The 14,919-nt window shown below is 40.5% G+C and carries 11 protein-coding genes; 4 read left to right on the top strand and 7 right to left on the bottom strand.

Annotated elements, in window-relative coordinates; genetic code table 11:
* Nucleotides 1-48: 48 nt before the first annotated feature.
* Together ACESM0_RS01335 and ACESM0_RS01340 are read right to left on the bottom strand one after the other, a co-directional pair.
* Complete coding sequence (locus ACESM0_RS01335) at nucleotides 49-2,415, bottom strand: DUF5686 and carboxypeptidase-like regulatory domain-containing protein (protein WP_372902884.1); 2,367 nt, start codon at nucleotides 2,413-2,415, stop codon at nucleotides 49-51.
* Nucleotides 2,416-2,572: 157 nt separating this feature from the next.
* Nucleotides 2,573-3,613, bottom strand: a complete 1,041-nt coding sequence (locus ACESM0_RS01340) for an ABC transporter ATP-binding protein (protein WP_372902886.1) — start codon at nucleotides 3,611-3,613, stop codon at nucleotides 2,573-2,575.
* Nucleotides 3,614-3,821: 208 nt separating this feature from the next.
* Between ACESM0_RS01340 and ACESM0_RS01345 the strand changes: the two genes are divergently transcribed.
* Complete coding sequence (locus ACESM0_RS01345) at nucleotides 3,822-4,307, top strand: SPOR domain-containing protein (protein ID WP_372902888.1); 486 nt, start codon at nucleotides 3,822-3,824, stop codon at nucleotides 4,305-4,307.
* Between the two features lie 67 nt (nucleotides 4,308-4,374).
* On the opposite strand, the gene ACESM0_RS01350 is transcribed toward ACESM0_RS01345, so the two are convergent.
* Entirely contained in the window at nucleotides 4,375-4,917 is a 543-nt protein-coding gene (locus ACESM0_RS01350) for an outer membrane beta-barrel protein (RefSeq protein ID WP_372902890.1), read from the bottom strand.
* Nucleotides 4,918-5,315: 398 nt separating this feature from the next.
* Between ACESM0_RS01350 and ACESM0_RS01355 the strand changes: the two genes are divergently transcribed.
* Genes ACESM0_RS01355 through ACESM0_RS01365 form a run of 3 tightly spaced genes read left to right on the top strand, consistent with a single transcriptional unit; the run spans nucleotide 5,316 to nucleotide 7,831 of the window.
* Nucleotides 5,316-5,669 carry an STAS domain-containing protein gene (locus ACESM0_RS01355; protein ID WP_372902892.1) on the top strand — a complete coding sequence of 118 codons (354 nt, stop codon included), beginning with the start codon at nucleotides 5,316-5,318 and terminating at the stop codon, nucleotides 5,667-5,669.
* Nucleotides 5,670-5,675: 6 nt separating this feature from the next.
* Nucleotides 5,676-6,098, top strand: coding sequence for an ATP-binding protein (locus tag ACESM0_RS01360; protein ID WP_372902894.1), 423 nt, complete (start codon nucleotides 5,676-5,678; stop codon nucleotides 6,096-6,098).
* Nucleotides 6,099-6,106: 8 nt separating this feature from the next.
* Nucleotides 6,107-7,831, top strand: coding sequence for a GAF domain-containing SpoIIE family protein phosphatase (locus tag ACESM0_RS01365; RefSeq protein ID WP_372902896.1), 1,725 nt, complete (start codon nucleotides 6,107-6,109; stop codon nucleotides 7,829-7,831).
* On the opposite strand, the gene ACESM0_RS01370 is transcribed toward ACESM0_RS01365, so the two are convergent.
* The 4 genes from ACESM0_RS01370 to ACESM0_RS01385 all read right to left on the bottom strand — a co-directional run bounded on the left by ACESM0_RS01370 (nucleotide 7,824) and on the right by ACESM0_RS01385 (nucleotide 14,880).
* On the bottom strand, nucleotides 7,824-9,368 hold the full coding sequence (locus tag ACESM0_RS01370; RefSeq protein ID WP_372902898.1) for a transglycosylase SLT domain-containing protein: 1,545 nt from the start codon (nucleotides 9,366-9,368) through the stop codon (nucleotides 7,824-7,826). The two genes, ACESM0_RS01365 and ACESM0_RS01370, sit on opposite strands and share 8 nt — an antisense overlap.
* 302 nt (nucleotides 9,369-9,670) lie before the next feature.
* Nucleotides 9,671-10,597 (bottom strand): DMT family transporter, encoded by a 927-nt coding sequence (locus ACESM0_RS01375; RefSeq protein ID WP_372902900.1) that lies wholly within the window; start codon nucleotides 10,595-10,597, stop codon nucleotides 9,671-9,673.
* A gap of 5 nt (nucleotides 10,598-10,602) precedes the next feature.
* Nucleotides 10,603-11,010 (bottom strand): DUF4293 family protein, encoded by a 408-nt coding sequence (locus ACESM0_RS01380; RefSeq protein ID WP_372902902.1) that lies wholly within the window; start codon nucleotides 11,008-11,010, stop codon nucleotides 10,603-10,605.
* Between the two features lie 87 nt (nucleotides 11,011-11,097).
* A complete protein-coding gene (locus tag ACESM0_RS01385; RefSeq protein ID WP_372902904.1) occupies nucleotides 11,098-14,880 on the bottom strand; it encodes an efflux RND transporter permease subunit in 3,783 nt (1,260 codons plus the stop codon).
* Nucleotides 14,881-14,919 lie beyond the last annotated feature (39 nt).

Genomic DNA, 14,919 nt, shown 5'->3' on the forward strand with positions numbered 1-14,919 from the left:
TTTTTATTTACCAATCAAATTCAATATCCCCACTATTTCCCGGAATATTTAAAAGTAGCGCGGAACACTAAAGCCTATAAAATGACCAGGTGAATCCAGACGCTTGGCAAAATCAAGCCTCAATATTCCAAAGATACTATTCAAACTGATTCCAGCTTCAGTATGAATTCCATCTGTATCCATCATAAGAAATGAAGACTTTTTGTTAAGTTCTGAAGTGCCGGCACCTCCAAAAAGAATAATACCCCATCCATTTTCCACAAAATAATTTAGACCAAGCAATTCAAAAGGAATTGCTCTAAAATTATGCTCAAATGAAATCACACCATACTTATTTCCAATATATGGAAGAAATGATCTCGTTTTTAAAACTGAAAACGGGGTGAATCTGCTTAATGAACCGTCTAGACTACCCAATTTTTGTATCGGAGCTGAACTTTCTACAACTCCACCTGAGAGATATAAATCGAGAGTATTTGCAAATAACCTCCGCTTATAAAATGTTTCGAAATTCCAATCTACCGTCATCCGAATAGACGAGTAATCAAAATCACTCCCAAATAGCGGCCGACTCACTTCCGCAGCCATTTTAATTTGCCTTCCCCCTGTAAGTCCAAAATTTCGATCCTGTACGTTGTATCCAATATTTACAGATAGAGAACGGTTCGTGCCCTCTTCAATCTCAGGATTTACTCTTCGGGCACTCTCCCAATTAAAAAGTTTAAAATCAATTTCATTACCTGCATTAAAAGAACGATGTACTTCGTGATTTCCTGAAACCTCCAGATCTATCCAGTTAATGATATTCGACAGTTTAAAACCCGTGGACACCATTTCATTTCTGAAGTAATTAAAATAGTCATCCCCGCCAAGCAGCGTTACAATACTGTTCATCCCGGAAGAATAAATCTCAGACATGTACTGCGTTTCCGTGCCATTTTGATATGATAACTGCGCAGAAATTTCGCTTTTTTTAAACTTTACTACTCTTTTTTCAACATCAGCCCCATAATCCCAATCCTTCGTGTTAAAACTATATCCGCCAAAAAACTTTGTACCCAGACCTGAATCCGCAGTCCTTTTTTGGTAGTTCAATCCAAGGTGAACTCCTTCAACGCGATTATAACGTCCACGAACGCCTACTCCTCCCGGCACCCGATTACCGAATCTTGCTAAAAACCCGGAGCTTTCACTTCCATCACTATCCTCAACCATTCTGGCCAGAAAACCTTCCGGTCTGAATGCATCTTCAATTGTTTTCGTACTGTCGATTGTCTCATATGCCAGCTTTTCCTCTTCAGTAAGTGGAATTTCATTCTTTGTAGCATCGGCAGTTGAGATGGTGTCAGCTTGTGTGAGAAGAGTCTGCTCCTGGAATATGGAGTCAGGTAGTGAGACATTTACACGATAGTCTGATATATTTGAAACCTGCCTAAACTGAATGGACGGAAATTGCAGGCCAACCATACCAATCCGGATTCGCCCAATAATTCTCATGTCCACAGGAAACCAGAAGTCACTTCCGTAATTGCTGAATTGCTGCTTGTATGCCAGATCAAAATCCTGAACCGGAGGCGGGAAACTGACAACATCATTCGGTTTCAAGTCTACATCAATTAGAGCGTAGTCCCTGCCAAGTACGTAGGCCACACCTTCAAAAGTGGGCTGAAGATTACGGCGCGGTTTTACTTCGATTTTATAAACCGGTACCCCATCCATTTGCAGAATTTCAAGAAGTGTAAAATGGTAATAGGATAGTGCATCAGGATGCGTAATTCCTACAAGGTTGTATCCGGCAATATCAATATTGTCGTCATAAAAATTTGGTAAATTTCGAACACCGGCAAAATTTTGATCTGCCGATAGGTTTGACGTCTGACTCACTGATCTCTGAACTTCCCTGTGACCTTGGTTTCGATTCCAATAGAGTACAGAACTGCTTTCGGATATTGACACAATTGATGTATCGTTCTGAAGAACCTGCCGCGTGTAAGCATCAGCTTGATATGATTGCAAATCTGCCCGCCACAGTTTTTTTCTTTCAATCACTTTCTCCATGATCGTTAAACCGGGATCTCTGTCAGTAACCACTAATTCATCAAGTTCCGTAATGGAAGGAGATAGTCTAACAGTGATGTTACTAGCCTGAATATTATCTATTGTAATCGAAGCTCGCTCATATCCAATGTAGCTTATCAGTATTGTAGCAGGCAGTTCGGCAACCGATATTGAAAAGTACCCCTCCGTATTGCTGACGGTGCCCTTAAGTGAATTCTCTATTACAATAGTAGCTGCCGGTAGAGAATCTCCGGTTTCATCGTCCAGAACTATACCGGTTAATTCTACCTGCGCATAAGCCTGCATTGGAATCAATAAAAATGATAGTAGTGCAAATCGAAAAAAGTGGTACAGCATCAACTTCAGGTTTTATAGTCTTTAAGACGCAATACGTGGAAGTTGAAGGCTTCGTTTCAGTAAAACTTCATTTTTTGAAACAACTCCACTTTATTAAAAAAATATCGGATATATCAATAAGGAAAGGGCGTTACTGCAGGGACAGAGAATTTCTTATTTACGGATTAGTTAATACTACAGCAGGTTCCAGCGGTTTAACCAATACTTCATCATCCGTTTCAAATAAAACTCTGTTATCGGTGTGTACAATATATCTCTCTCCGCCGCACTTCACATGGTAGGTAATATCATGCCCTTTAAACTCACGCCCAATAACTACCCCGCGATTACAGGTGTTTACTTCACCATTTGGACGCTCAATTGTCAAATGCTCAGGACGTATAGAACAGGTAACTCTTCCCTTTGCTTTACAGTTTAGCTGTAGCGAACCAAGGTTGGTTTCAATTCGATCTATATTGTTAACATCTCCCTCAAATAGATTTGTTCGTCCTAAAAACTGAGCAACAAATTTTGTTTTTGGCTTATAATAAACCTCTTCAGGAGTCCCAATTTGCTCAATTTTGCCGTCATTCATAACTGCTATTCTATCGGCAAAAGAGAGTGCTTCCTCCTGATCGTGAGTAACCAAAATAGCGCTCATTCCGGCTTTTTTGATAATAGAGCGAACCTCTTTTCTGGTTGTATCACGAAGCATTGCATCCAGATTTGAAAATGGTTCGTCCAACAAGACCAATTTTGGCTCTGGAGCAATTGCCCGGGCCAATGCAACTCTTTGCTGCTGCCCACCGGACAGTTCTGCCGGACTTCTGTGTTTATAATCTCCCATTCCGGTTCTGCACAGAACTTCTTCAGCAAAAACCTTTCGTTTAAACTTTGGTAGATCTGTAAGCCCAAAAGCCACATTGTCCAATGCTGACATGTGTGGAAACAAAGCATAATCCTGAAAAACAAACCCAATCCCTCTTTTTTGCGGAGCTGTGTGGATATTATCAGATGAGATCACTTTATCTTCCAATTTTACAGTTCCTTGGTCAGAACGTTCAAATCCGGAAATCATGCGTAAAGTTGTAGTTTTGCCACACCCGCTTGGCCCAAGCAAAGCAAAAATTTCATTCTCACCTACTGAAAAAGAGATATTATTAACAACCGGATTCCCTTTTTCGAAGGATTTTTTAATATTTTCTACTTCTAATAACATCCTTAAACCTTGTCATAGACAATAAGCAGCCTTTTTTGGCCTTATTTAAATTCAGTCTATTTAAATTAAGCAATTTTACGGAAGCTTTAAAGAGTTATCATTCAGAAATTTCCCGTAATGTTGTTTAAGATCAATGAATAAGTTAAGTTTTTTAATAACCTTGTACTACAAACAAATCTCCAAGGCTTTTAAAAAAAGTTTAAACATTATGAAAACACTATTATCCTTTTTAGGAGCTTCAATTTTAGCAGTCACCTTAATTGCCGGTTGCGGACCCAGTGAAGAAGAGCTTCGCCAACAGGAACTTGAACGGCAGCAAGCAGAGCAAGACTCTTTAGAACAGGTCTATGAAGAGCAGATGCAGCAGATGATTCAAGATAGCATTGCCCAGGCTCGACAAGACAGTGTTGAGGAAGCAGAGCGTCGTAGTCAGATTCAGTACAGCAACGACGGAGATTATGCTGTTCAGGTTCAGTCATGGAGATCTGAAGAGAAAGCTAATCAAGAATTGGAAATGTGGAAAAACCGAGGATTCGATAACGCTTTTGTAGTTATGTCCGGAAACGAAGAGACCGGTGATGTTTGGTATCGTGTTCGAATAGGACGTGTTGAATCCAAGCAAATGGCAGAAAATTTACAGGATAAACTTTCAAACGAATATGAAGCTCAATCCTGGGTCTCTCGTTTAAACTAATTTTTCCATAAGAATAAAAAAGGCTTCCTAGTAGGAGCCTTTTTTATTTCCTTTCAAGATATTGGCATCAGAATCTTAGAGAAACTCCAAGTGCTAGCCTGTTTACATTATCAAAATTGATCTGATCTGATCCTGAAATCTGGCTTATTCTGTATTCAACAAATGGTTTTATCATTGGAAGAATTGTGAGTTCCAACCCCCCGAAGCCATTCCAGAACAAATTACTCTCATCAAAACTGAAACCCTGATCTCCCTGAAAATTATAATTCTCTGCACCAATCCCCAATCCTACATAGGGCTTTACTAATGCTATTCCAACACCCGCAGTCAAGGCTAAGCCGTAATCATACGCTTCAATATCGCCGCTATACGACTGCTCATCTGGAGTAATTTGTGCTTCGTCATTAAAAAAGCTGAAATGAGCCCGCATGTTAAAATCAACTATGGGAACAGCAGATAAAACACTTCTTTCAACACGCAACCCAAATCCATTTGTCGGATCTTCATTTCTGGTTTCGTAGCTGGCACCAATCGACCATTGAGCGCTCGCCTGGTTAGTGAAAGTAAAGAGAAAACCGACAGTTAGTATTGCAAATAATAGCTTTTTCATAATGGTTTAATTTAAAATGTTTGAATTGGTTCAGAGATAACTTTAATTCTCACAATCATATAGGCAATCAATTTATAAATGTTTCATTCCTTAAAAAGCCTGCCCAAAACTTAGGCACATATTCCCACTCTAACAAACTGTTATAATTGATTTTTAAGCTTTGTTCATGATTATTTAAAGTACTTTTCAATTATAGTTGTGCTTTTTCGATCATTTTTACTAATATTCTTATGCGCTCAAGTAGCGTCTCTCTTGATGAATAGTCAGGGCATCACACCGGATACGTGTGATGCCTTATTTTTTGTAACCTGCCTATCATTTTTTCGTATTCATTATTTGTACAACCCTTTCTAACTTCTATCTTTGAGGAACCCAAATAAAATGAAAGCACCATTGTGATGAAGAATTTTGAAATTAACCATCGGGAATCTTCGGGATTAGATGTTTTGGATCTTCATGGAGAATTGGATGCGCATACCGCTTCTCAGCTTGAAGAATCACTGAAGCTACTTATAGACAACAATAAGTCGAGCATTATTGTTAACTGCAGTGAACTTGATTACATAGCCAGCGCCGGACTTGGTGTATTTATGGCCTATATAGAAGATGTACGTTCAACCGGTGGAGATATCAAGTTAACCAATATGAACGAACGTGTTTATAACGTCTTCGATCTGCTTGGCTTTCCAACACTTTATGATATTCTCGAAGATGAAAGAGATGCCATTGAACAATTTTCAAAAGAAAATTAAAAGCTGTTGAATAAGACGGCCACATACCAAATTACAGTAAATGCTTCTACTGAGAACCTTGCAGAGGTGAGGGAGTTTGTTGCAAAACACGCAAAGCATCAACGTTTTACAAAGGAACAAATATCAGATCTTCAACTAGCTGTAGACGAAGCGTATACAAATATTATCAAGCACGCTTACCAGAATAATAAAAGCAAACACGTTGATATAACCCTCTCTTTTGATTCTGACAAGCTATGTATCAGCCTGTTTGATAGCGGAAACAGCTTTAGTCCGAAAAATTACAACCTGCCGGATATTCAGAAAAAAATTGAAGAGCGAAAAAGAGGAGGCATGGGAGTTTATCTTATTCACCGGCTCATGGATAGCGTGTCTTACCACGCCAGGGCTGATAAAAATGAAATCAGACTCTGTAAAAATAGAAATTAAGGGGGACTATGGCTGTATCGGAAAAAGAGCTCCAAAATCGGTTTGAGATGAAAACCGTACTCGAGACAAGCAGAATGCTTATCGAATCTCGAAGCAGTGATTTTGTGCTTAACAATTTACTGCTCATCATAATGGGCAAGCTGCTTTCAGGCAAAGCCGCCATACTTTTCTTTGATCAGGCAAAGCAAACTTACAGAGTAGAAAAAACAAAAGGATTAAATAGTATTGCTGAAGGTGATTCAATTGAAATTAATCTCAGTACATCTGAAAAATCTTGCTCTCATATAGACTACAACTCTTTTTCCGATAAACTGCCCATTTTAGCAGATGAAATGGAAAATTCTGTTTTTTTCCCTCTTCGAACCAGTAATCAACACATCGGATTTCTTTTTCTTGGGAGGAAAGCTACCGGGAAACTATTCTCTTCCAGAGAGTTAGAGTTTGCTGAAAGTTTATGCATTATTTCGTCTGTAGCACTATCAAATTCACTGCTCTTCGACCAGCTAAAAAACACCAATAGAAAGCTCGATCGCCGAATTCATGAACTGAACACACTGTTTGATCTATCTAAAGAGTTTAACCTGCTTACGGATCGTAAAAAAATTTCCAACATCTTCAAATTCGCCCTGCTTGGTCAGCTCTTTATTCGAACCTTTTTTCTGATTTACAAAACTCCCGAAAAGGTAACTATTTTGACTTCCAGTGGTTTGAATAAACCATTCAGTCAAAAAGAGATTGACACTCTCTTCAATCTTTGTCCTATGGAGGTGCGAGCCGTAGATGACCACTGCTGCGAAAAGGCACCCACATTAGAAACCAATCAGATTACCAATATTATTGGAATTTCAATTCAGGGTGAAAAAGTTGCCGTAATTGGAGTTGGCGACCGCCTTAACAAAGAAGCTTATTCGGAGACCGATTTTAACTTCCTGAAATCTCTTTCGAATCTTGCTGTGGTATCCATCCAAAAAACCTATTTCCTAGAAGAAAGAATTGATAAGGAGAGAATGGAAGAGGAGCTGGCGATTGCAAAATCTATTCAGCGCGGTTTACTGCCTGATCCTGTCCCAAAGGTAAAAGGAGTTGATTTGGCGGCCAGTACGCTGTCATCCAGAGAGGTAGGAGGAGATTATTTCGATATTGCTCCCACTCCTGACGGAAATTCGATATTTGCCATTGGCGATGTAACCGGAAAAGGGGTGCCTGCCGCGTTACTAATGGCAAATCTGCAGTCCATGTTGCACGTACTGTTGCCTGTAGACATAGAATTAAGTGAAGCCACCGAACGAATCAATGACCTGATTCATAAAAATACACCCAGCGATAAGTTCATCACTTTTTTCTGGGGCAAGTATTTTTTCGACAAAAACATTTTCAGATATGTCAATGCCGGTCATAATCCACCGCTTCTGCTCCGTAACGATTCTTCAAGTCTTGAAGAATTATCGATAGGAGGTTTACTCTTAGGGGCAATGGAAACCATTAGCCCTTACGAACAAGAGGAAATTTTATTAAAAAGTGGCGATTTAGTGGTGTGTTATACAGACGGAGTGAATGAAGCCATGAACAATAAGCAGGAAGAGTTTGGTGAAGAGCGTTTATATGAGCTAATCCTTCAAAACAGGGACCTCAATTCAAATGAACTGATGGAAAAAATCTTGTCTGAAGTACGAGCTTTTGCAAATGATAAGCTCGGTGATGATTTGACTTTGTTAATATTTAAAGTCAGTTAGATAAGCTTCTTCCTATCATTGCATTGGAAACACTTCCTTGACGCTGATTTTCTGCTAAAGCAATAATAGCCTCATACGTCCTGTAACGGTTCATAATCTCTTTTACATACTGAACCGGCTCAATACCCCTGGCAAATCCATATCGTGCATTCTGATAGTAGCGCCTTTGCATTAGCATCAAGAGAGCATTTGACACATTTTCCCACTCATTTGGATTTTTATTCTGATCGATTACAAGCCGTCTAGCATCGGCCATATGCCCCTGACCAACGTTATAGGTTGCCAAAGCCATTTGCCATTGGTTAGTACTATCCATATAAGAATAGTGTGAGAGATTTTCTTTAATGATTCTGGCGCCTTCTCGAATATTTGTAACAGGATCGTAAAGCTGTTCATACTCCGTTTCTACAAAACGGGGAATAACCTGCATCAACCCGACGGCACCCGCCCAGCTTTTACTATTAGCGTTAAAACTGGATTCTTGGGCAATCATGGCGGTAAGCATTAACCAGTCGAGGTCTAATGAGTCTGCTACTGATTTGACAATATCATCATATGGAGAGATTATGCCGATCGTCTGGTACTGCCATTCCGGATTATAAAACTCCGCTATTTGCCTACTCTCCTCAAAATAGCGTTGCCTCAATACGTTCAGAAATGTTGAGCGCCTTGGGCGTTCCCGGTCTTCGGTGAATCTGAAATGTTTGTATAAGAACCGATTCATAGCGGATTCTAAATCAGCAGCATTCTCCCGGATGGCCCACGCAATCGTATCATTTTCAGCAATAGTTGGACCGGGGAAAAGTCCATCCATGTAGCGGTTGGCTGCATCAAACATATTATCATCCGCTACAGTAGCCATCAATTCACCTTCAGCAACCTGCATAAGTGCTGCTTCCGTATCAACGGCATCCGGTATAGTATTTATATTGATATCGTATCCGCTATCAATCAAGTCCTGTAATCTGGAATAGTATGAACTATTTCTTCTTACAGAAATGGGGATATCTGTTTTAGCAAGTTCTTCCAACGTTTGAGGTTGCGCAGATGCCTGAGAGGAGAAAACCAATAATTGGTCGACTAAGTTGTAGGGACGGGTAAAATTAACAATTTTCCGACGTTCCGGTGTTATCGTGTAATTTGCGGCAATCAGATCACCTTCACCACTGTTCAACAGGTCAAATGGATTTTCATCTGCTCCGACTATTACAACCTCCAGAGCCAAATCATTTTCCCGGGCAAACTCTTTTACCAATTCATACTCAAATCCAACTTCTATTCCTTGGTTGAGAAAATAAGTATTAGAGCTGTAGTACGTGATCATTCTAATCACGCCGCTTCTTTTAATTTCGGCCAAGTCTCTCTGGACCGGCTCCATAATAGATACCGGCAGTGACTGCTCTGTCTCTGAGGCTTCTTTTGAAACTTCACGATTTTCAGAACTGCATGCAGAAAATAGCACTACAATAAATACGAACAGTATCAGAAATGACCACTGTTGATATTTCTTAAAAGTTTTATTTAAAAATATATTCATTAATTACAGGTTCGTTCCTGTTTAAGAGCGGCAATTAATTTATCTCTGCTTATTTAAAAGAATTGCCACGGAAATATGCTTACATAACAAATTTGAGTAAAAATCCGTTTTTAAAAAGCAAATTTCATGCTTTATAAACCCTTGACCACTACTATTGTACGATGTTTGAATTATCTCTTATTAATTGCTAAATAATTTATTGAAAGAAAATTACCTCATTTATTTCAGAGGAACAAAGATTCCTCTTTCTGTTAAGATTATCTAAGGCAGAAATGGAGAGTATATCATTAATTAATTTTACTTTATCGATTTCCCTTTCGAGGACGGTTCATTCTCTTAATCCAGGTTAATGTTACCCCAAAAACGATTACAAGCATCGCTGCCAAAGAAAATCCTGATGGTATCTCCCCAAAAATAAAAAAGGCGGCAATTGCAGCAACAACAGCTTCAGATAAAACCAGGGTAGACAGAAGAGTTGGTGAAATGTATTTAACAGCGTAATTCATTGATCCGTGGCCCAAAACAGTTGGCCCGGCTGCCAGACCTATTCCAACCAGAACAGAAGTTGCTGTAATAGCAGGCACTCCGCCCACCCACAAAAGTGTTAGCACCAGGCATGTAATTGTAGCGTACGTGTAAACATAAAAAACATAGTCAATCCATTCTGTTCGCTGTCTTATTTTCCGCCCTAACATGAAGTAAGCCACAAAAACAACAGCTGATATAAAAGCAAGAGTATTTCCAAATATCGCATCCGGGAACTGATCCATCTGTGTATCGTCTGCTAAACCCAGAAGTACCGACCCGGTAAAGGCTATACTAACGCCAATCCAAACTACAGGCCTGAACTTTGTTTTAAACAGTAAGCTTTCGGCAACGATAAGCATAACCGGATGAATGGTTACCAGCACAGATGCAGATGCAACTGATGTATAATGAAGTGAAGCAATCCAGAGTGTGAAGTGAAGGCCCAGACTTACTCCTGCTGCTATTAAAAGAAAATTACTTATTCCTGCCGCCTTTATTTCATGAAGCCTCATACGCTTCGGAAGCCAAAAAGGCAGAAGTATCAATGCAGAGAAACCGGTTCTCATTGTGGCCAAAGCCAGGGGCTCTACATCTGTTGCAAATCTTACCAGAATAGGGGCAAAACCAAATGTAAGTAACCCAACAGTAAGCAGCGTGACTACTTTTGTTAGAGGAACCTCGTTCTGCGGTGAGTTTCTCAAATGAATTACCTTATCCGATCCATCGACTTAACAAGCTCTTCATCTTTTTTAATTAAACGGCCGGCTTGCCACAAAGACGCCATTGATAGAATAATAATGCCTGAACTAACGACTTCTTTCCATAAAAATTTACCGAAACCGCCTAGAGAGAAGAGTACTCCTAAAGCAAAACCCAAAGCTACTATCTGTATGTAAGTAGCAATTTTGACCCATTTAAGTTGGGCTGGCCTGTTTTTATAGAGCAAGATTGCAGCTGCAGCGATTATCATCGGCATGGTGAGTGAAAACGCCATTCCCATACCAAACCAGGCTACAGGATCATTTACGGCATGACTATAAATCGGTGTAAAAAAAACCGCTAGGTTTAAAATTACAGTAAGAATTAAAAAGAAGGTTTGTGGTCTTTGAATCACAGGTAGCTTTGTTTTTTTCAGTTTTCAATCAAAAATAAGAATAATCAGACAGATCTCATGTTTAAAAATAAAACCTGTCTGAATTTCTCATGCTTTTAAAGCCGAAATACGCTTTGAAAGCGAATCAAAAGCTGAGTAAAGAACCGGCACAACTACCAGGGTAAGGAAAGTAGCAAAGGTTAATCCGCTTATAATGGCAATACCCATAGGCCCCCAAAAAGCTGTGCTTTCCGAGCCAAACTGAAAATTGGGGTTGAGATTTACGAACAGATTCACAAAATCTATGTTGATGCCAAAGGTAAGTGGCACAAGACCAAGAATTGTCGTCAGAGCTGTTAGAATTACCGGTCTGAAACGAATCAAACCGGCTTCGATAATGGCATTCTTTTTCTGCAATCCCTGTTCCGTAAGCTGTTTCACATAATCCAGCAGGACAATGTTGTTTACACACACAATTCCCGCCAAAGATATAATTCCAATAAACGTCATCAAACCAAATGGAGTACGAGTCAGAATCAATCCGAGCAGCACGCCGATTAAGCTCAACCCAACGGCAACCATGATAATGAATGGTGAGACAATACTGTTGAATTTTGCCAGCATTACCAGAAATATCAGGGCAAAACCGACAATTAGTGCGGTTGTTAAGAATCCAAATGCCTCCTCTTGGTCTTCACTTTCACCGGTGTACTCCATAGAATAACCCGCAGGTAAATTCTCCCTGTATTCACTCAGAAGTTCCTGAGCATTAGAAAGCACTTCCGGCCCGCTAAATCCGGGAGCTGCCTGACCTTCAACCGTAGCCGTTCTCTGTAAGTTTAACCGTGTAATTGAGCCAAGGCCGGTTCCCTCCTCAAATGTTGCCACAGAAACAAGCGGAATAGACGCCCCCATTTGTGTTACAATATTAAGATTGCGAAGGTTTTCAAGATCCTGACGATCTTCAGGCCTTAGTCTCACCATAATATCATATTCATCTTCGCCGTCTCTCCACTTGCTGGTTTCCAATCCATTATTCGCAATGCGAATGGTCTGAGCAATATCCGACATGCTTAAGCCAAACCGACTAGCTTTCTCATAATCCACCAAAATCCGGTATTCAGGTGTGCCTCCACTCACATTATTTCTCACATCAACGAGTCCCGGAACAGCTTGCGATACAGATGCATCAACAAGCATTTCTGTAATCTCTTCGGTGATTCGCACAATCTCATCAAAGTTTTCGCCTGATACTTCAATATTTACAGGAGCCCCGGTTGGAGGGCCCTGCTCCTCTCCTTCAATTTTCACATTGATATCGGGAATATCTTTGACAACGTCACGCAGCTTGGTCAATGTAGTTGCAGATGGTTCCGGGCGATCACCATAATCTACAAGATTTAAAGTCAACCTGGATAGCTCAGGACTTTGCCCACCGCCTCCAAAAAACGGATCTCCGGATACACCCACGTTTGTCTGGATATTTTCGATATTCGCTTTAACAAAGGGATCTTCGTCAATCAGGTTGTAAATTCGATCCTGAACTTCTTTGGCAATTTCATTACTTGCTTCAACATTCATTCCAATGGGTCCTTCCAGCTCTGCAATGATTCGGGCCGGATCTGTTTCAGGGAAAAACTCAACCCCTGTAGGCGCTAAACCAAACAGCCCGAAGATGGCAAGCAGTGCGCCCATCACTGAATTTAAAAGTAGGGATCGGTTATCTGAAAGAATTAACGGTTTTGTCGACTTTCTCAACATTCCAAAAGTTCCGACAATTACCAAAAGCAGAGGAACCGACATTAGAGCCAGCCAGACTGTAAAACTAACTGAACCTGTTAAAGATACAATCAGCAAAATAGATGCATTGAGAAGAGCCAGCAGTACTCCGGAAATAATAGAGATTTTACGGCCAATGAAAATGGCTTCTAATGAGTGTATCACAACCAAAATCACACCTACCCCCCCAAATACTCCTGCAATAATGTATAAAAAAGTAGATGCCGGAGAAAAGAGCCCCACTAAAGCACCCAATACAGCGAATAGCAGACCCGCGGTTAAGCTCCCTAATGAGAGTGTATTTCGAAGTAATGCATACTTACCGGAATAATCTCTCTTTAAAAAAGTGCGCAGCATCACCTTATAGTACTTCAATATTCTGGGCAATGTTTTCTCCGTAAAAATCGCAGACAGTGGCTTGATCGCATATCTATAGGATAGGAAAAAGAAAGCGACGGTTAATAGAGTAACAACGAGTGTTGTAAAGTTTGCCATACCGATTGCCACCGCCAAAAATATAGACAGACCAATCACTGCACCTTTTACATAAACCGACATCGGTTTTCTCTCTTCATCATCAAGCCGTACAAGATATGCTGTGAGTACGGGATAAAGGACCAATGCCACGAACAGCGAACAGAGCAGAACAATGATAAGCGTTAACGGTAGATACCCCATAAACTGGCCTATAATTCCCGGCCAGAAGGTCATCGGTATAAATGCCGCAAGCAGGGTAGAAGTGGCCGCAATAAGTGCGTATCCAACTTCGTCTGTAGCCAGCTTCGCAGCCTCAAAGCGTTCATATCCCAATTCGCGATAGCGGTAAATATTCTCTACCACTACTATAGAATTATCAACCAGCAGACCCAGGGCAATAATTAAACTGAATAAAATGATAAAGTTCGCTGAGTAACCAAGTGAATAGAGAACGATAAACCCTACCAGAATGGATAATGGCACAGCTGTTCCAACCAATAACGCATTTCTGACACCCAGGAAGAAAACCAAAACCAATACAACAAACAGCATACCGCTTATGATACTATTCTCAAGATCGGAAATAAGTTCACGCACATCTTCACTCTGATCTCCCGTAATGACAACATTCGTGCCGGATGGAATCGGATAACTCTCTACAATCTGAGTCACCTCCTCCACAGTATCCAGAATATTTGCACCGGGCCTTTTCTTAATGTTAAGGCTGATTACCTGATTATCCTGTATTTCTGATTCATCAAGCTCAACTTGATTGCCGTTATCATCAACTTTATAGGCTCTCAGACGTGCAAAACTTTCCCTGTCTTTGAATCCAAAAACAACTTCCGCAACGTCCCGCATATATACCAGACCAGCACTTTGCGACTGCTCTCCCATTGGACGTGCGATAACCAGGTTTTCAATTTCGGCAGGGTCTTCAAACTCGCCGCTCACTCTTAACAGGTAGCTCATCATATCTACATCCAGCGTACCCCCGGGAATCGTTAAATTTTGCCCCTGGATTGCGTTAACCAACTGGCCAAAACTCAGTCCGTATCCATTAAGTGCACCAAGATCAACGTTTACCTGAACTTCCCGTTCAATCTCTCCAACCATCTCTACTTCGCGAACACCCGAACCTGTTTCTATTACATCTTCCAGTCTGTCTGCAACTTCCGTTAATCTGGAAAGCGGATAATCTGCCGCTAGGTTTACCGTCATAATCGGGAAATCGTCCAGATCAATTTCTACAATAAAAGGCTCTTCTGCATCAGGAGGGAGATCTGTCCTGGCTAAGTCAACCCTTTCCCTAACCCGCTGGCTGGCTTCATTTAAGGGTACATCCAATTCGAATTCAACAACAATACTGCTAAAACTCTCCAGGGTGTTTGAACGTATCTCCTTCACTCCGTTAATTCCCTGCAGCTCCCTTTCAATCGGCTGAGTGATAAGGGATTCCATGTCGGTGGGCGATATGCCGGGATAGATGGTATTGACAATAAATATCGGAATCTCAATAGACGGGTTCGATTCCTTGGGAATAGAACTGTAGCTAAAAGCTCCCGCCAAAATAAGTATCCCCGTAAGAACAACAATAACTGTTCTGTTTTTAAGTGTAAGCTCTGTTAATTTCATATTTACAGCGTATCAGATCAAAAATTTTTTAACAATATC

Origin of the sequence: Rhodohalobacter sp. (assembly GCF_041686455.1) — a bacterium.
In the GTDB taxonomy this organism is placed as follows: domain Bacteria; phylum Bacteroidota; class Rhodothermia; order Balneolales; family Balneolaceae; genus Rhodohalobacter.